Source organism: Mucilaginibacter aquaedulcis (assembly GCF_030409325.1).
Taxonomy (GTDB): Bacteria; Bacteroidota; Bacteroidia; order Sphingobacteriales; family Sphingobacteriaceae; genus Mucilaginibacter; species Mucilaginibacter aquaedulcis.
In genome coordinates, this window is record NZ_JAUFPR010000001.1 from 67,734 (window position 1) to 86,881 (window position 19,148).

Sequence of the window (19,148 nt, forward strand, 5' to 3'; positions counted from 1 at the left end):
ATACATAAAACGTAAATAAATTTAAAAAGCTATGAAAAAAATTTTGTTGATGTGCTGTTTCCTGATAGGGATTTCAGCAGCAAGCCATGCACAAGGTGGCCGTATGAGAAGAAGCCCTGAAGAGATGGCCAAAGGATTACAGACACAGCTTAAGCTATCTGATGACCAGACTACCAAAATCACTGCCATATATAAAGATCAGGCAACTAAGATGGATAGTGTAAGAACTGCTGCCAATGGCGACAGGGATGCTATGCGCCAGGCTATGATGCCAATGAGAAAAGCAACCAACGAGAAAGTTAAAGCCCTTTTAACACCAGAACAAGTTACTGCTTTTGACAAGTTGCAACAGGAAATTGCAGACAGAATGAGACAAGGTGGCGGCGGAGGCGGCTCACAAAATTAATTGATAATAAGAAGCGGCTTAGCGCCGCTTTTTTTATTTTTGCAGAAATTATTTTTAGTGGCATCTGCTGATATATATATTCAAGACAAACTCAACGAAAGACGCTCATCCGGTGCATACAGATCTTTAAAGCCAGAAAACAGCCTTATTGACTTTTGCTCTAATGATTATCTCGGCTTTGCACACTCCGCAAACTTAAAATACAAAGTTGAAACCGAATTACAGCATCATGCATCATACCTTAACGGTTCAACAGGTTCACGACTTTTGTCAGGTAATTTAAGCTATGCCGAAAGCCTCGAAAAAGATATTGCCGCTCACCACCAATATGAGGCCGGTTTACTATTTAATTCGGGTTATGATGCTAATCTGGGTTTACTTTCATCGTTGGCCCAGCGCGGTGATACCATTATACTCGACGAGCTTATACACGCCTCGATAATTGATGGAGCACGCTTAAGTTATGCCAACCGGTATACCTTTAAGCACAACGATCCTGATAGCCTGGAAGATAAGCTAAAACACGCTAAAGGCAATTGCTACGTAGTTATTGAAAGCGTTTATTCCATGGATGGTGATACACCTCCCCTGGCCGACTTATTAACGGTTACTGAAAAATACGGCGCTCATTTAATAGTTGATGAAGCACATGCAGTAGGTCTTTATCCTACAGGTTTAATTGGAGAACTGGGCTTACAAAACCGTGTTTTTGCTGCTGTAGTTACTTTTGGTAAAGCCCTGGGATGCCATGGAGCCATTGTGTTGGGCAGTAATTTATTAAGGGAATACCTCATTAATTTTGCGCGATCTTTTATTTACACCACAGCACCGTCTTTCCATCAGCTGGCGGCTATAAAAATGGCGTATGAATTATTGACCAACGCTGGGGAACAAATTACTCATCTTAAACAAAATATTCAATTGTTTAAAGAGCACTTAAATACTAATAGTATCTTTCCTTTACCTAAGAGCGATAGCGCTATTCAATGTATTATACTAAAAAGCAACGAGCGAGCACGTAAAATGGCAAACATTTTGCAAAGTGCAGGGTTAGATGTAAGGGCTATACTTAGTCCCACTGTTGCATCAGAAACAGAAAGAATACGCATATGCCTGCATGCATATAATACAATCAACGATATAATTAAACTTACTGCAACAATTAACACGTTTATAAATGCCAGCTAAACAGCCCATATTTATTACCGGCATTGGCACCGGGATTGGCAAAACAGTAATTTCGGCCATAGTAACAGAAAAATTAAAGGCCGATTACTGGAAACCCGTACAAGCCGGAGATTTGGATACCAGCGACACCATCAAAGTAAAAAGCCTGGTTTCCAATAATATTTCACGCTTTCATCCAGAAGCATATCGCTTAACACAGCCTTACTCTCCGCACAAAGCGGCAGCAATGGATAAGGTAGTGATTGACATTCAAAACATCGTTCTGCCCGAAACCGATAATCAATTAGTAATTGAAGGTGCCGGAGGTTTAATGGTGCCCTTAAATGATAACACCTTAATGGTTGATGTGATCAAAAAACTAAATGCCAAGGTTTTGCTGGTATCGCAAAATTATCTGGGCAGTATTAATCACACGCTATTATCACTGCATGCCCTCAAAAGCTATAATATTCCGGTAATGGGTATTATATTTAATGGTGATAAGGATATTTATTCAAAAACGTATATCCTTAATTATTCAGGTCTTAACGAGATTGGGCATATCCCCGTGTATGACAACGTAAGCAAGAAAGCAATAATTGAAGCCGGAAATTTTCTCGCTTTATAACATTAAAAAAGGGAACGGAAATCCGGGTAAAAATATTATTTAGTCGCTCTTTTAAAAATCATCGTAAGCGCATCGTCTGATTTGTGCGGATTGAATATTTTGTGAAATAAATAATTAATCCCACTTTCGCTTTACTGATTTTAATATTTATACACCTTCCGTTGTCATGAAAAATATAACTGTAATTGGTTCAGGTACCATGGGAAATGGTATTGCACATACTTTTGCCCAGCATGGTTTCCATGTTTCGTTGGTTGATATCAATGGCGATGCTTTAAACAAAGCCATTCAAACCATTACCAGTAACCTTGATCGCCAGTTAAAAAAGGGCAGCATTGATGAACAGTTAAAGGCCCATACCTTGCTACGTATTGAAACATTTACCGATTTAAAACAAGGAGCCGCAAAAGCCGACCTTGTAATAGAAGCGGCTACCGAAAACCGGGAAATTAAACTGAACCTTTTTAAACAACTGAGCGATATTTGCAGCGCGGATGTTATTCTTGCCTCCAACACCTCATCTATATCCATTACACAAATTGCTGCTGTCACTAAAAACCCGGGCAATGTGATTGGAATGCATTTCATGAATCCCGTACCGGTAATGAAACTGGTAGAAGTAATCAGGGGATATGCTACTACTGATGAAACCACTGCTACCATTATGCAATTGTCAAAAACTTTGGATAAAGATCCTGTAGAGGTGAATGACTATCCGGGCTTTGTGGCTAACCGTATTTTAATGCCCATGATAAACGAGGCCATTTACACGCTATATGAGGGTGTTGCGGGTGTTGAGGAGATAGATACGGTAATGAAATTGGGTATGGCCCACCCTATGGGCCCGTTGCAACTGGCAGATTTTATAGGCCTTGATGTTTGCCTGGCTATTTTAAAAGTATTATATGATGGCTTCGGAAATCAAAAATATGCTCCTTGCCCTTTATTGGTAAATATGGTAACTGCCGGTCACTCAGGCATAAAATCGGGCAGTGGCTTTTACAAGTATACTCCGGGTAGCAAGGAATTGGTGGTTGCCGATAAATTTGCCGGTAAATAATTAAACTTTTTAATATTCATGCTGTCAAAAATTCTGTAATAATATAATACAAATAACATTTACAGATGAAAAAGATAGCGAAAATAGGATTATTATTAGCCATAACCGGCACCTTGTTCACCTCATGTGCTGCTGATTATTATGTAGCAGACCGACCTGCCGAACCCGTATACGTACGCCCTGCTGCCCCTTATCCCGGTGCCTACTGGGTACCCGGCGAATGGGTATGGCGTAGCGGTAGATATACTTATGTAAATGGCTACTATGCCCGCCCTCGCCCCGGCCGCGTTTATGTACGTGGTTATTGGCATCCCGTTCGGCATGGCTATGCATGGCACAGAGGTTATTGGAGGTAGGTAGCCCAAGCCCCCCAGCCCCCTAAAGGGGGAGCTTTTTGATGTGCATAATTTAATTCGCAAATACCCAAACAGCAAAGCCCCCCCTTTAGGGGGCTGGGGGGCTTGGGCTTTACATCCTTTCAGGCACATCAATACCCAGCAGGTTCATGGCCTTGCTGATCACTTTTGCTGATGATGCGGATAGTTGCAGCCTGAATTGTTTTGATATTTCATCCTCGGCTTGCAAAATTGATTTTTCGTGATAGAATTTATTATATGTTTTGGCCAGCTCATAGGCGTAATTAGCTATAACAGCCGGGCTGTATTCATTAGCAGCCGTACCAATTATATCAGGGAATTGGGTTAACAATACAATCAGGTCACGTTCCACTGAAGCAAGCTCTGTTACTTCAATTTTGTTATTAAGCTGGTAACCGGCCTTACTCAACACCGATTTGATACGCGCGTGAGTGTATTGAATAAACGGCCCCGTATGTCCCTGGAAATCTACCGATTCATTCGGGTCAAATAGCAAGCGTTTTTTTGGATCAACCTTTAGCAGGAAGTACTTAAGGGCACCCATACCTATGGTATGATACAATTGCAGTTTATCAGCTTCTGTAAAGCCATCAACTTTGCCCATTGCTTCGGTTTGCGCTTTGGCAGTGGCATTCATCTCGGCCATCAGGTCATCAGCATCAACCACGGTACCCTCACGTGATTTCATTTTACCGGAAGGTAGATCAACCATACCGTACGATAAGTGGAACAAACCATCGGCACCGGCTTTACCTAACTTACGTAGTATCAGGAATAGTACCTTGAAATGGTAATCCTGCTCGTTACCTACCACATAAATAGATTTATCCATGTGGAATTCATTGTATTTTAACTGAGCAGTACCCAAATCCTGGGTAATGTATACCGAAGTACCGTCTGAACGCAATACCAGCTTTTCGTCGAGCCCGTCGGCTGTGAGGTCTATCCATACAGAACCATCTTCTTTTTTAAAGAAAACGCCTTTTTGCAAACCTTCCTCAATAATATCCTTTCCTAACAGGTAGGTATTTGACTCGTAGTAATATTTATCAAAGCTAACGCCAAGCTGCTTGTAGGTTTCAGCAAAGCCAGCGTACACCCATTCGTTCATGGTTTTCCACAGCTTGATCACCTCTGCATCACCTGCTTCCCATTTTTGCAGCATTTGCTGCGCTTCTTTTATAAAGGGAGCATTTTTCTTGGCTTCTTCTTCACTCTGGCCTTCAGCTTTTAACTCATCGATCTGGGTTTTATAAGCTTTATCAAACAGTACATAATATTTACCAACCAGATGATCGCCTTTTAAACCAGATGATTCCGGCGTTTCGCCGTTACCAAATTTTTGCCAGGCCAGCATTGATTTACATATATGTATACCACGGTCGTTAACCAGGTTAGCTTTCACCACTTCGTAACCGGCGGCACCCAATATTTGTGCAACCGAATATCCTAACAGGTTGTTGCGGATATGACCAAGGTGCAGGGGTTTATTGGTATTGGGCGAGGAATACTCAACCATAACCTTTTGCCCATTGGGTTTTGCCACTGCAAAATCCTCAGCTAAAATATGATTGTATAACTGGCCAATCCAGTATTCATCAGTTATTGATATATTCAGAAAGCCTTTGATCACGTTGAACGCGGCTATCTCTTTCAATTCATTTTTAAGGTACTCCCCTATTTCGGTACCCGTTTGCTCGGGCCCTTTTCGCGAAAATTTGGTAAACGGGAAGGTTACGATAGTTACCTGCCCTTCAAACTCTTTACGGGTTTCCTGTAAACTTATAGTAGCCGGGGCTACGTCTGTTTGATACAGTTGTTTTATTGCTTTAACAGCTGCTTCAATAATAAAATCCATTCAGCAAAATTAAATAAATTGCTAATAACCTCGCTATAATAAAATATTGATTATTCTGAATAGATTTGTTGTTTATATCAATTTATGATACTAACCAACAGCAATTTTAAAATAGATGTAACTTCTGAAATTGGCAACCTGCGTACTTTGCTGATCCATAGCCCTGATAGCGGTTTGGGTAAGGTGGTACCTTCAAAAGCCCAGGACTGGCTATTTGAAGATATTGTTCACCTGGATACCATGCGTAAAAACGAATATGATTATTACGTAAAACTTTTGCTTTATTTTTTAGATCCGGCCAAAATAAAAGGCAAACTGCAACAAATTGATAACGACGCGGAACGTTCTTTTTTTAAGCCAGACAATGCAGATTTTCACGCTTCAAACCAGGTAATTGAGATACAAACCTTATTGGCCGATATTTTACAGGAAGACGATATACGCGAAAAACTGGTGGCCTCTGTTTGCGCCATTGAAAGCTGTAACTACCGCCTGCAGGAGCAACTGACCAATACAGATCCTGTTGAACTGGCGAAAATATTCATCTCCGGATCACTAACCACCGAAGAGATGATATTTGCGCCCATACCTAATTTAATATTTTCGAGAGATATAGGTATAGCGGTAAATAACCACATGCTTTTAAATAAACCGGCTAAAAAAGCCCGTTTCCGCGAAACTTTGCTGGCCCGTTATATATTTTTCAATCATCCGCTGTTTGCTGCTTACAGTAATAATATACTGGAGATACCTGAAACTGCCCAGCATTTTTTACGCCCTGGCGAAGATAACCTGGAAAAAACCACATTAGAAGGCGGCGATGTTATGATGGTGAGCCCTCAGCATTTAATTATCGGTTGCAGCGAACGAACTTCCATAAGCGGTGCCAACGAGGCTATAAAGCTGTTATTTGAGAATAATGTGGTAAAAAAGGTAACCATTGTAAAAATTCCGCACAAGCGCGATTACATGCATATTGATACCGTTTTTACTCAAATAAAACGCGATACCTGGGTACTGTTACGTTCATTGGCAGTTGCTGAAGCCCCAATTGAAGAACAGGAACCCATATCATGGTTTGCTGATAAAAAACAAAAGGACAGGGCCGAGATCGTACAGTTTGAAAAAGATCAAAAGCCAAAACTTTTTAGCTGCATTGAAGATTTGCTGACTGATATCAGCGAGAACGATTTGCAGAGTCCCAATAAAACAAAATTCATATACTCAGGTAACAATACTTTCCCTTTTGATGCCCGTGAGCAATGGACCGATTCCTGCAACCTGCTGGCTATTAAAGAGGGCGTGGTTTTAGGCTACGACCGTAACGATAAAACGGTTGAAGCCTTTAAACAAAACGGTTTTAACATCATCAGGGTGAATGAGCTACTGGAGAAATTTGAAACCGGTGAACTTGATCCGCAAAAATTAACTGATACTTTAATTTTAATGCCTTCGGCAGAACTTTCCCGTGCCCGTGGTGGTTTTCATTGTATGAGTATGCCACTTTTAAGAGATAAGGTAATTTGAGAAATTGTCTGAACCAGGATTAAACAGATTTCCTGGATTTTGATTTTCAGGCGGATAAGAAATCCAAAAATCTCTCAAACATATAAATCGCAATTCGGACAAATTAAAACCTTAACAAATTCCGGTTCAGATAAAATTTAAAATACATGACTAATCAACAATCCACCAGTAATATATTGATGATAAGGCCGGTTAGTTTCGGCTTTAATGAGCAAACAGCGGCCAGCAATGCCTTCCAAAACCGAGCTGCCGACCAGCAGTCTGTTCAGGATAAGGCTTTGGCGGAATTTGATGGCTTTGTTAAAATTTTAACGGACAATGGCATCAATGTTACCGTGGTTGATGATACATTACATCCACACACGCCCGATTCTATTTTCCCTAATAACTGGGTATCCTTCCATGAAGATGGAGGTATTTTCTTATACCCAATGCAGGCAGAAAACCGCCGCCTGGAGCGCAGGGAAGACATTATCAGCAAATTGGAAGATAGCTTTAAGGTTGGCCACATCATTGATCTGAGCCGGTTTGAGCACGACCATAAATTTTTGGAAGGCACCGGCAGCATGGTGCTTGACCGTGAAAATAAAATTGCTTACGCTTGCCTGTCGCCGCGCACCGATAAGGAAACGCTGAATCTTTTTTGTGAACAAGCCGGTTATCAACCTATCAGCTTTGAAGCCTCAGATGCACAGGGCAAAGATATTTACCATACCAATGTGCTGATGTGCATCGGTAGCCACTTTGCCGTGATCTGTGCGGATAGCATCCCAAATCCGCATGAAAAAGTGGTGGTTTTAGAATCGCTCCGGTCAACGCATAAAGAGTTGGTTACCATAACGTTTGACCAAATGAACCGTTTTGCCGGCAATATGCTCGAATTAAAAAACAAAGCCGGGGAAAACCTGATCATCATGTCGAAAAATGCCTACCAGGTTTTAAATGAAGATCAAAGATCAGTATTAGAAAAATATGGCAAATTGATTTATGCCGACATCAACAATATTGAAACTAATGGTGGTGGAAGCGCAAGGTGCATGATAGCCGAAGTACATTTGCCTGAGTTAAATTGAAATTCGCCTCTCTCAACAAACTAAAATTTATAAATAAGGTAAATAAGACCTCCTCACACTCGCTGCTTGGAGGTCTAACCTAAACCTTATCACAATAAGTAAGTTGTAGAACTTACTTACATGCATCAATTATAAGTTTTAAATGCTTTTTTAGTTAAAAAAATACGCTTAGTTTTTTAACTTTTTTTAACAACTATAATAAAGTTCATTTTTTGCTGTTATTAGCAGCTATACTCTGTATACTACTCAAAAAAAATCAATAAAAAACCCCAACCTATAATGGTCAGGGCTAATAAACTCTAAGTTATCCTTAATGCTTCAATGTTTATTTTTGATATAATAAATTAGTGATCGACAAAAATTTAAGACCTCCTTGCAATCGCTGCTCGGAGGTCTCTACCTAAACTTAAAATAAGTTTAGGATAAGGATTGCTTTATCCCTCAATAATAAGAAGTTAAACATATCCAATGTGTAAAAAATACGCTTATATTTTTTCGCTACCAATCCAGGCAATTTCTAATCTGTGTTTAATCTGCTCATTTTAACAGCTTAGTAAAGCCTTTTTAAATTGCAATTACTCCAATCAGTTGTGATAAATATTTAGATTTTATTAAGTTCTTTATACAATGCCCGATGAAATTCTTTTATCCCTTCATATGATGTATATAATAACTTCAAAATAAAAATATTGGATTCTTTAAACTTAAATTCAGCGTTCTCAATTACTCTTAAAAGTTTATCAGTTGATTCCACTTTTCCGTTTTTAATTATGACATCATTCTCTTGTTTTACACCATCTACATAATTGCCAGATATCTTTATGTTAGAATTACCACCTACAGGCAAATTTATATGATTTGCGAAGTTTATTTCTGCGACAGATGTTTCCTTTACTTGTTCTTCTTTTGTCTTGTGCTTAATGTTTTTAGTTAGCTTGCAAATGTTTGTTAACCAATGTTGGTTATTATCAAAATATTGGATTGAAGATATTATACCATAAACATTTGGCAAATATTGTTTTATCTGTGGGATTGATTTTTCCAATTCAGCTTCAGTTTCCTTATATGGAAAATAATCATTTTGTTTTTTTCTTTTAGTATTGTGTTTTAACATTTCTGCATCGACCTTTTCCATTATATCATTGTTAGCCCAATCAAGACACATTCTAAGGTTTAAAATTAAATTCATTACCTCTATTGAATCTAATTCGACTTTGTTTAAATCCTCACCTGCTTCCTTTTCGAAAGTTTTTAACTTTTTCATTCTATTTTCTATGCTATTAAGCAATTCCTTTATATTTATTTCATTTATCATATTATTATATTTTTTTAGTTTCATGAAGATACGACTAACTGTTAATTATAAAGGTCATGTTGAAAATCATGTTTTGAATGTGTATCCTAAGGCTGCTAAAATATAATATTCAACTTTTTTTCAGCTCGAACATATATAAACATATCATCTAATATTTATTGATAATCAACCAGATTCAATTAAAAGTACTCGGAGCGGAATTATAAATAATGCTGTTTAAGTCTGATACCAGCATCCTTATAATAAGCCATAAACCTTACTCGCAAATAAATTACATTCAAACCATAAATTTTATCCCAACATTTGGCACTTAATTCCGTTTAAAAATTACATTTTTGCCAAAATTTTAAAGGATGCAGAGTTACCAGGAATTTCTTGATCTAAGCGTAGGTTTTCCGCAGGATGGTTTTGAGATCATCGACGATGAACTATACTTTCAGGACCTTAATTTGATGGAGATGATTGAAACGTATGGTACCCCCTTACGCTTCACTTATTTACCGATGATAACCAAGAAAATACAGCAGGCTAAGCTGTTATTTCAGCAGGCTATTATTAAAAATAATTATCGCGGCAGTTACAAATACTGTTATTGTACCAAAAGCTCGCACTTCAGGCATATTGTTGAGGAAGCCCTAAAGAACGAGATCCACCTGGAAACATCATCAGCGTTTGATATGCCGATGATTGATGCCCTGGAGAAAAAGGGTGCAGTTAATAAGGATATTACAGTGATATGTAACGGTTTTAAAACCTTCCAATATAAAACGTATATTATTGACATGCTGCATGATGGCTTTAAAAACATCATCCCGGTGCTGGACAATAAGGAAGAGTTTAACCTATACGACGACGAGATTGAGATGGACACCCCATGTAACCTGGGTATCCGTATAGCCGCGGAAGAACAACCCGACTCTCAGTTTTATACCTCACGCCTGGGCGTGCGCATGGAAGATGTTATTGACTTTTACCATAACAAGATAGAAGACAATCCAAACTTCCAGGTAAAGCTGTTACATTTCTTCATCAACTCTGGTATATCTGATACACCATATTACTGGAACGAGCTTGAAAAATATGTAACGCTTTACTGCAAATTTAAAAAGGTTAACCCAGCTCTTGATACATTGGATATTGGTGGCGGTATGCCTTTCAAAGACTCGCTGGTTTTTGATTTTGATTACGAATACATGATCAATGAGATCGTGAGCCGTATCAAAGAAATTTGCGCAGAGCACGATACAATCGAACCAGATATTATTACCGAGTTTGGTAAATATACCGTTGCCGAAGCATCGGGTATATTATATAAAGTTTTGGGCCGTAAGCAACAAAATGATCGTGAAAGATGGTTAATGCTTGATGGATCATTCATTACCAACTTACCTGATGTTTGGGCGTTGAACCAAAAATACATCCTGCTGCCGGTTAATAACTGGGATTCAGAATATGAGCGTGTAAACCTCGGTGGTATCACCTGCGACGGGCAGGATTATTACAACCAGGAAGCCCATATGAATAGTGTGTTTATGCCTAAAACCCGTAAAGTACAATATTTGGGCTTTTTTAACACAGGTGCCTATCAGGAAGTACTGAGTGGATACGGCGGTATACACCATTGCTTACTACCTTCACCCAAACATGTAATTATTCGCCGTAACCGCGACGAAACATTCAACTTTGAGGTATTTGGCGAAGAGCAGAACAGTAAACAAGTGCTTAAAATATTAGGCTACACCACATAATCTGTTAAGCTGAACAACAGCTAACAATAAGATAATTACCATAGCGACAGGTTTAAATAATCTGTCGCTATTTTTTTTATCCCATGTTTTGAGTTTGATCAATAACAATTGCTTCTTATTTTTCTAAGCATATCAGGTGTTATGCTCGATGTTTCTCCTGGTTGTTTGGGTTCTATATTCAGTAATCGTACTGTGCCATCCTGATTGTTATACACGTATGAGCACAATTTCCTATCTTCTCCATTTTCATTTTCTCTGACATCTACCTTCAAACTATAAAAATTAGTACTATCGTTAAAGTCTGCCTGCGGGTTTGCTTTAATTCTGTTAACCGAATAGGTAATATTTTGTGGTAAAAAAGCTGTTGTATTTTCGTGATAGCTCCTGGTGCCTTGTACAACCTGCAGCAAGCATTTTATACACATGCTGGCAACCGCAGGTTTAACAGGTAAGCCAGAATTGGTTTTACCTGCCAAATTTGTTTTAGCCCCTTCATCAGTTATCGGTTGAGATTTAAGCCTGCTGCAGGCCCATAAGGTTAGCATCATCACGCTAAAACAAAAGCCCCATTTTAATATACTCATGTTAAATTTTATACCATTTTATAATATATACAGCAATCCATGATTTTTGTGTTAACACATGATAAACATAAGCGGTACATAATCAGGCTTATTTTAATTTAAACATGGTTTTATTGCATTTAACGGACAGGTAAGGTCGCTTTTTCTATAAAAAATTCTTAAAATTGTCTGATTTAAGTTTCGCTTGTCAATAAGAGGGCTGGCAGCACTTGATCATCGTAACAATTTTTCAAAAATCAGGTTATACCTGGTATAATTTAACTTGAACATACCCGGCGGGTATTATACTAAGATGGCTAAAAGCGATAAAGTTTCAGAAACAACGGTTGATGTGGTTTTAATAGGTGCGGGTATCATGAGTGCCACCTTGGGAGTAATGCTAAAAGAGCTTCAACCCGATTTAACAATTGAAATTTTTGAACGACTTGATGTTATTGCCGCCGAAAGTTCGGCACCGATGAACAACGCCGGTACCGGGCACTCTGCCTTTTGTGAGCTAAATTATACTCCCGAACTTCCGGATGGTACCGTTGAAATAAAAAAAGCGATAAAAATTGCCGAACAATTTGAAATATCAAAAGAGTTCTGGACATACCTTATCGAGCAAAAATATATCCAATCACCCCAAAGCTTTATTCGCAAGGTGCCGCACATGAGCTTTGTTTGGGGAGCAGAAAATGTAAACTATCTAAAAAAACGTCAGCAGGCACTTACCAAACATCATTTTTTTAAAGGGATGGAATACTCTGAAGATCATGGACAGCTGCAAAAGTGGATCCCGCTGGTAATGGAAGGCCGTGATGCACAGGAAAAAGTTTCTGCCACATTCATGGACCTTGGTACCGATGTAAACTTTGGCAGTTTAACCAGCAGTCTTTTAAGTCAGCTTAAACAAAAACCGGGCGTTAATCTTTATCTGAGCCATGATGTGACCAACCTTAAGCGCAATCAGGATGGCAGCTGGCTGGTAACTGTAAAAGATAAAACCAGCGGACAGAAAAGAAAGCTAACCGCCAAATTTGTATTTGTTGGCGCGGGCGGCGGTGCTTTGCATCTGCTGCAAAAATCAGGCATTCCTGAAAGCAAGGGCTTTGGAGGTTTCCCGGTAAGCGGCCAATGGCTGGTTTGCAACAACCCTGATGTGATTAAACAACACGAAGCTAAGGTTTATGGTAAAGCATCAGTTGGTTCGCCGCCAATGTCTGTACCACACCTTGATACTCGTATGATCAATGGAAAAAGGGAACTGCTTTTTGGCCCATATGCAGGCTTTTCTACCCGCTTCCTGAAACAGGGTTCGCTGCTTGATTTGTTTTGCTCTATTAAAGCTAATAATATAGGCCCATTGCTTGCTGTAGGGCGCGACAACTGGTCTTTAACCAAATATCTTATTACCCAGGTACTGCAATCGCCTAAAGACAGGCTAAAGGCATTACAGGAGTACATGCCTACCGCTAAGGATAGCGATTGGGATCTGGATATAGCCGGCCAACGTGTTCAGGTTATTAAAAAGGATGCCAAACATGGGGGTGTGCTGGAATTTGGTACCGAAGTAGTAACCTCTGCCGATGGTAGCATCTCCGCATTGTTAGGTGCTTCTCCGGGTGCGTCAACATCGGTGCCTATTATGATACATTTGATTGAGCGTTGCTTCAAAAACCACATCAAGACTGATGATTGGCAACAAAAATTAAAGCAAATGATACCTTCATACGGCCAATCATTGGCCAATGATGAAGCACTTAGCGAGGCCACAAGAACCAGAACAAGTAAGGCATTGGGATTAGTCTAAGCGGATAGAACTTAACAGAACGGGGCACCATGGTTTAAACCATGGTGCCCCGTTTTATTTTAGATAAGATCTTACTGAAAAGATACCGCCGATATATTACTATTTACTGCGGTTTCCTTAACCTTAAACTCTGCGGGCTGCCCCAAAAGAGTGGTTTTCATAAAGAACGGAATCCTGATACCACCGTTTATACCCTCATAATTACTCCACTCAGTTGCCGAAATTACCGGGCCATCTACAACTTGTTTCACCTTTAAACCGCTCTTTTGACTGTAAAAGTTCTTTATTGTTGCGCCTTCGGCAAGCTTTACGTCAATTTCGTAAGCCAGATCGCCATTTACAATCTTAAGCGCCGAATCAAGTACTAAAGTATAACCATTTTTTTCATAGTCAAGTTCGGGGAATGGCTTGCTCCGGGCCTTTACTACTTTTTTACCTATATCATCAAGCGGTATTTCCCGGTTAAGCTGTTGGGCATTTACGTTATCGCCATTTACCAAAATATGGTTAACTACCATGTTATTATATGATGGCACCGTAATTTGCTGGTAATACATATCAGGCACACGGTAACGGGTTACCATCTGTATTTCCGAACCCTGCACGGTACCTGTTGATGATACTTGCAAGTCTTTGATATTCTTTAACTTTTCGGCACCGCCAATGGCATCAAGGTAGTTTTTTATAACTCCGGAAGCTGTAATACCTGCGGGAATAGGCAAACCACTGAACGAGTTATTTTCCGGGTTGATATCAGGTAATTGATGATCAGGATCGATAGTTGCCAAAACAATTTTTGAGGTTGATTTATAATGGAACGTCCAGCTGGGGCCGCGTTGCCATACTTCAACCGGTAATTTTACAGTAGCCGTTTTTCCATTTTCTTCCTTGATCAGGATGGTAACAGGCAGCGCCATTTCTTCCAGGTTCTCCAGAGTAATAAGTGCACCCTTGGTAGCATCCCCGTCGGGATAGCTTATGTCTTTTATGCCCTGGTCAAGTTTCCAGGTGGTGAAAAACCACTCGTTCCAAAACCAGCTCAGGTCTTCGCCCGCTGCATTATCCATGGTATGAAAAAAGTCCCATGGCGTAGGATGTTTAAATGCCCAGCGCTTAATATATGTTTTAAAGGCATAATCAAATCTTTGTTCGCCCAATATTTGCTCGCGTAAAATGTTAAGTCCCAACGCAGGTTTTTCATAGGCGGCCACACCTAAAAATTCGGCTTGCAATACATCCGGGATGGTCATAATGGGTTCGGCATCCTGGCCAAACAAACCTGGCGCGGCCTTTTGCTGATCAGGTTTTAAATAATACTCTCCCTTATTAAACACCTTGGTATCAACACCATTTAAAAAAGTATTAAAACCTTCATCCATCCAGGCGTATTTGCGCTCATTTGAACCTACGATCATCGGGAACCAGTTGTGCCCAAACTCATGATTGGTTACCTCCCACAATTCGCTGGTTCTGTTTTCCGATCCGCAAAAAACTATCCCTGGGTACTCCATCCCTCCTACGGTACCTGCCACATTGGTTGTAACCGGATAAGTGTACTCAAACCATTGGTTAGAATAGAGCTCGATAGCACCTTTTACATACTCTGTAGAACGCCCCCAGGCTTGGCTACCTTTGCTTTCAACCGGGTAAACAGATTGGGCAAGCGCCTTTTTACCGCTGGGTAAATTAATGCGGGCCGCATCCCATATAAATGCCTTTGAGGCTGCCCAGGCCACGTCGCGTGCGTTTTTACAGAAAAAGTGCCAGGTTAGCATCTGTTTTTTAGCATGATCTTCTTTTCGCAAAATATCTGCAGAGTCCCGGATCATAACCGTTTTATCGCTCTTGCGAGCTTCTGCCAATCGACTTAAAGTAGTGGCTGAATAAACATCATTTGGGTTAAGCAACTCGCCCGAGCCTACCACAACAAGGCTGGCAGGTGCAGTAATTGTGTAATCAAAATTTCCGTATTCGAGGTAAAACTCTCCCGCGCCCAAATAAGGAAGCGTGTTCCATCCGCTTACATCATCATATACCTCCATACGGGGATACCATTGCGCCAGTTCATATATCCAGCCGTTTTTGGTAAGGAGGCGCCCCATTCGGTCGGTACCATACTGCGGAATATCAAAACCATATTCTATTTTAATTTGCAGCTTGCTGCCACCGGCTTTTAACGAGTCTTTCAGTTTTATTTGTAAGCGGGTGTCAGTTACTATATAATCAGCCTTTTCAGTTTTGCCGTTTTTTACAACATAAATTGCCTTTATCTCATCACCTTTGGTATATCTACGGTTATTAAAGCGTCCGCCGGATAAAGGACTGGTGGCCTCGGCTCTTGAATCTTCCCGGTAAATATTCTGCTCAACCTGTAGCCATAAAAAGCCAAGCGCATCTGGGCTGTTATTGGTATAGGTAATTAACGCAGAACCATCAAGCCGGTGTTTTGCGGTATCCAAATTAATATTAAGCTTATAATCTGCGCGGTTTTGCCAATATTTTGCCCCGGGAGCACCGCCAGAGTTTCTGAACTCGTTCCCTTTTTCAGGATAAAAAAGGGGAGTAAATACTTTATGCTGATCATATTTGGGGCCTTGCTGATCGGCATTTTGTGCATACGCCACCCGGATGCAAGCACACAACAGCATAACAAGCGTTATTTTATAAAACTTCATGAATTATAGCCTGATGATTTTGAACGCCAATATATTAAAAATTAAAGCTAAGCAGGTAAGCACAATTGTTCATATAACATATTTTAACATATTATTATTGCGGTAACGTTTACCCCAAAAAGCGCTTTCTGTTTTATCCTGTTATAATCATTACCTATTTTTTATATTTTTGCGGATGATTACAGGCAAATCAAACACCGCCAATAATCACATTCCTAATAAATGGATATATCAGTAGTAGTACCACTTTATGACGAAATAGAATCATTACCGGAATTAACCTCCTGGATAAGCCGTGTAATGGACGAACATCGTTTTACCTACGAGATCATACTTGTTGATGATGGCAGTAAAGATGGGTCATTTGAAATGATCAGAAAGCTGCAATTAAATAATCCTTTTATTAAAGGCATCAAATTCAGGCGCAATTATGGCAAATCGGCTGCATTAAATACTGGTTTCGCTGCTGCCAATGGCAACGTGGTAATTACCATGGATGCCGACCTGCAGGATAGCCCTGATGAAATACCGGAGCTTTACCGTCGCATTGTTGAAGAAAACTATGACCTGGTTTCGGGATGGAAAGCAAAACGGTATGATCCCTTGAGCAAAACCATACCTACCAAGCTTTTTAACGCGGCAACCCGTAAAATGAGCGGCATTAATAACCTGCATGATTTTAATTGTGGTTTAAAAGCCTACCGAAAGACCGTTGTTAAAAACATTGAGATTTACGGCGAAATGCACCGTTATATACCAGTATTGGCAAAATGGGCAGGTTTCACCAGGATTGGCGAGCAGGTGGTTGAACACCGCGCCCGCAAATACGGTAAAACTAAATTTGGCATGAGCCGCTTTGTAAATGGATTTTTAGACCTGCTTTCTATATTTTTTGTAGGCAAGTTTGGCAAACGCCCTATGCACTTTTTTGGCACCATGGGTACATTAAGCTTTTTTACCGGAACCATAATAGCCATTTGGATAATTGCCGAAAAGCTTTATTTAATTGCCCACAATGAAAAATACAGGGATATAACCGCCAATCCACTTTTTTATATAGCACTGGTAGCCATTATTTTAGGTTCGCAACTATTTTTAACAGGCTTTGTGGCCGAACTGGTTTCTCGGAGCGCAAGCGAACGTAACAACTACCAGGTAGAGGAGATTATATAATTTGAGAAACAAGAACCAGGATACAAGAATCAAGAGTGTTGCTTTTGGACTTATATCTTGTTCTTATCTCTTGATTCTAATTTAGCACATGTTTTTTTCCATCATCATTCCATTATACAATCGCCCCCAGGAAATTAAAGAACTGCTGGAGACCCTTGTACTTCAAACCTACAAACAGTTTGAGGTTTTGGTGATTGAAGATGGCTCAGTTAACGATGCAGAAGCTATTGTGAACAGCTTTAGTACTGATCTTAACGTTCGTTACTTTAAAAAGCCCAATGAGGGCCAGGGCTTTACCCGTAATTTTGGCTTTGAACGGGCAAAGGGTGATTACTTTATCATTTTTGATTCTGATTGCCTTATTCCCGCCAATTACCTCGAAATAGTAAATAACTCACTCGCTACTAACTATCTCGATGCTTATGGCGGCCCGGATGGTGCGCACAGTTCATTTACACCAACTCAAAAAGCCATCAGCTACTCCATGACCTCTCCTTTTACAACGGGAGGTATCAGGGGTAATAAAAAAGCCATTGGCCAGTTTCATCCCCGGAGTTTTAATATGGGTGTATCAAGGAAGGTTTGGGAAAAAGCGGGCGGTTTTATCATTACCCGCCTGGGCGAGGATATTGAGTACAGCATCCGCATCCACTCATTAGGTTTTAAAATAGGATTGATCCCCAACGCCATTGTTTTTCATAAAAGGCGAACCAATTTTTCGCAGTTCTATAAGCAATTACACTTTTTCGGCAGGGCACGTATCAACATTTATAAATTTTTCCCGGCACAGTTAAAGCTGGTTCATTTTTTTCCGGCTGTATTTACCATTGGTGTAATATTAACTTTGATCTTCAATTTGTTAAGCTGGCAGATAGCAATTTTGGCTAACTTTATACTGGCAATATTTACTTTGTTAATATTTTTTCATGCCTGGTTAGTAAACAAATCAGTAAAAATTGCATTTTTGAGCGTTGTAGCCGCCTTCACCCAACTTATTGCCTACGGGTTAGGATTTATGCAGGATTTTTGGAAGCGAGTAATTTTTAACAGATCATAATAACCTATGTACCACCCATTTTCTGTTGCGGAAACCATTAAAACTGCATGGTATATTTTAAAGAAAAATTTCGCCACAATTTCTGTTTATTCCGTAATCGCGTTCATTATCGTTCTGATATCGGGCTTCCTGATTTACTTTTTTGATGATGCTGTATTATCATCCATAGGTTTTGTTGTTTTACTGGTAGAAATAAGCTTTATATTTTTAGGATTCATTAAACTGGTGTTCAGGCTTATTGATAAAGAATATTACGATTTCGATTTTGGCGACATTCTCCCCAAAATAAAAATGTTGATTAGCTATTTAACCTTACTGGTATTGGTAAGCACGCTCACGGTAATCATCACCAACTTAATTGAAAAGTTTGAAGCCGGTTACACCCAGCAGTTTTTAGGGATAGTGATAGGAGCCATTGTTCAGTTCTTCTTTCTGTTTTATTTTCCAATTTGTACCTGTTTTATAGTTGATGATGAATCGGGGCCGTTTGAGTCTGTTGCGCAAAGTTTTCAGCTTATCAGAGGCAATTTTTTCAAATACTTTGTATTGTTCCTTTTAATTGAAGCACTGATCGCTATAGGCTCACTCACTATTATAGGGATGATATTTGTGGTTCCTTTTGTAAATATCATATTGCTGGTGGCATATCGTAAATTAGTTTACAGCCATCAGGATGTTGACGATGATATCGCCGAAACTAATTAACCA

At 39.7% G+C, this 19,148-nt stretch carries 16 protein-coding genes; 12 read left to right on the forward strand and 4 right to left on the reverse strand.

Annotated features, from left to right (window positions below; translation table 11 throughout):
- Positions 1 to 31: 31 nt before the first annotated feature.
- The 5 genes from QWZ01_RS00285 to QWZ01_RS00305 all read left to right on the forward strand — a co-directional run bounded on the left by QWZ01_RS00285 (position 32) and on the right by QWZ01_RS00305 (position 3,617).
- Positions 32 to 406 carry a DUF4890 domain-containing protein gene (locus QWZ01_RS00285; protein WP_290321202.1) on the forward strand — a complete coding sequence of 125 codons (375 nt, stop codon included), beginning with the start codon at positions 32 to 34 and terminating at the stop codon, positions 404 to 406.
- 39 nt (positions 407 to 445) lie between these two features.
- The gene (locus QWZ01_RS00290) at positions 446 to 1,594 is read left to right on the forward strand and encodes an aminotransferase class I/II-fold pyridoxal phosphate-dependent enzyme (RefSeq protein ID WP_290321203.1); all 1,149 of its coding nucleotides are present in this window, start codon (positions 446 to 448) and stop codon (positions 1,592 to 1,594) included.
- Positions 1,584 to 2,201 carry a dethiobiotin synthase gene (gene bioD / locus QWZ01_RS00295; protein ID WP_290321204.1) on the forward strand — a complete coding sequence of 206 codons (618 nt, stop codon included), beginning with the start codon at positions 1,584 to 1,586 and terminating at the stop codon, positions 2,199 to 2,201. The genes QWZ01_RS00290 and bioD overlap by 11 nt, the downstream gene beginning before the upstream one ends.
- Positions 2,202 to 2,367: 166 nt before the next feature.
- Positions 2,368 to 3,261: a 3-hydroxybutyryl-CoA dehydrogenase gene (locus QWZ01_RS00300; protein WP_290321205.1), complete on the forward strand. Its 894-nt coding sequence runs from the start codon at positions 2,368 to 2,370 to the stop codon at positions 3,259 to 3,261.
- A gap of 65 nt (positions 3,262 to 3,326) precedes the next feature.
- Positions 3,327 to 3,617, forward strand: a complete 291-nt coding sequence (locus QWZ01_RS00305; RefSeq protein ID WP_290321206.1) for a hypothetical protein — start codon at positions 3,327 to 3,329, stop codon at positions 3,615 to 3,617.
- Positions 3,618 to 3,729: 112 nt separating this feature from the next.
- Here QWZ01_RS00305 and argS read toward each other — a convergent pair whose 3' ends face one another.
- Positions 3,730 to 5,496 carry an arginine--tRNA ligase gene (argS, locus tag QWZ01_RS00310; RefSeq protein ID WP_290321208.1) on the reverse strand — a complete coding sequence of 589 codons (1,767 nt, stop codon included), beginning with the start codon at positions 5,494 to 5,496 and terminating at the stop codon, positions 3,730 to 3,732.
- A gap of 84 nt (positions 5,497 to 5,580) precedes the next feature.
- On the opposite strand from argS, the gene QWZ01_RS00315 reads away from it, so the two are divergent.
- Positions 5,581 to 7,023: an arginine deiminase family protein gene (locus QWZ01_RS00315; protein ID WP_290321209.1), complete on the forward strand. Its 1,443-nt coding sequence runs from the start codon at positions 5,581 to 5,583 to the stop codon at positions 7,021 to 7,023.
- A 146-nt stretch (positions 7,024 to 7,169) separates the two neighbouring features.
- Positions 7,170 to 8,096, forward strand: a complete 927-nt coding sequence (gene ctlX, locus QWZ01_RS00320) for a citrulline utilization hydrolase CtlX (RefSeq protein WP_290321210.1) — start codon at positions 7,170 to 7,172, stop codon at positions 8,094 to 8,096.
- A 601-nt stretch (positions 8,097 to 8,697) separates the two neighbouring features.
- On the opposite strand, the gene QWZ01_RS00325 is transcribed toward ctlX, so the two are convergent.
- Positions 8,698 to 9,435 carry a hypothetical protein gene (locus QWZ01_RS00325; RefSeq protein WP_290321211.1) on the reverse strand — a complete coding sequence of 246 codons (738 nt, stop codon included), beginning with the start codon at positions 9,433 to 9,435 and terminating at the stop codon, positions 8,698 to 8,700.
- Between the two features lie 329 nt (positions 9,436 to 9,764).
- On the opposite strand from QWZ01_RS00325, the gene QWZ01_RS00330 reads away from it, so the two are divergent.
- Positions 9,765 to 11,159: an arginine decarboxylase gene (locus tag QWZ01_RS00330; RefSeq protein ID WP_290321212.1), complete on the forward strand. Its 1,395-nt coding sequence runs from the start codon at positions 9,765 to 9,767 to the stop codon at positions 11,157 to 11,159.
- A gap of 98 nt (positions 11,160 to 11,257) precedes the next feature.
- Here the strand turns inward: QWZ01_RS00330 and QWZ01_RS00335 are convergent, their stop codons facing one another.
- The gene (locus QWZ01_RS00335; RefSeq protein ID WP_290321213.1) at positions 11,258 to 11,743 is read right to left on the reverse strand and encodes a hypothetical protein; all 486 of its coding nucleotides are present in this window, start codon (positions 11,741 to 11,743) and stop codon (positions 11,258 to 11,260) included.
- Between the two features lie 292 nt (positions 11,744 to 12,035).
- Between QWZ01_RS00335 and QWZ01_RS00340 the strand changes: the two genes are divergently transcribed.
- Entirely contained in the window at positions 12,036 to 13,535 is a 1,500-nt protein-coding gene (locus tag QWZ01_RS00340) for a malate:quinone oxidoreductase (protein WP_290321214.1), read from the forward strand.
- A gap of 71 nt (positions 13,536 to 13,606) precedes the next feature.
- Here the strand turns inward: QWZ01_RS00340 and QWZ01_RS00345 are convergent, their stop codons facing one another.
- Positions 13,607 to 16,210, reverse strand: coding sequence for a M1 family metallopeptidase (locus QWZ01_RS00345; protein WP_290321215.1), 2,604 nt, complete (start codon positions 16,208 to 16,210; stop codon positions 13,607 to 13,609).
- Between the two features lie 222 nt (positions 16,211 to 16,432).
- Here QWZ01_RS00345 and QWZ01_RS00350 point away from each other — a divergent pair, with 222 nt between their 5' ends.
- From QWZ01_RS00350 to QWZ01_RS00360, 3 genes are all read left to right on the forward strand, one after another.
- Complete coding sequence (locus QWZ01_RS00350; RefSeq protein WP_290321216.1) at positions 16,433 to 17,383, forward strand: glycosyltransferase family 2 protein; 951 nt, start codon at positions 16,433 to 16,435, stop codon at positions 17,381 to 17,383.
- Between the two features lie 88 nt (positions 17,384 to 17,471).
- The gene (locus QWZ01_RS00355) at positions 17,472 to 18,440 is read left to right on the forward strand and encodes a glycosyltransferase family 2 protein (protein ID WP_290321217.1); all 969 of its coding nucleotides are present in this window, start codon (positions 17,472 to 17,474) and stop codon (positions 18,438 to 18,440) included.
- Positions 18,441 to 18,446: 6 nt separating this feature from the next.
- Positions 18,447 to 19,145, forward strand: a complete 699-nt coding sequence (locus QWZ01_RS00360) for a hypothetical protein (RefSeq protein WP_290321218.1) — start codon at positions 18,447 to 18,449, stop codon at positions 19,143 to 19,145.
- Positions 19,146 to 19,148 lie beyond the last annotated feature (3 nt).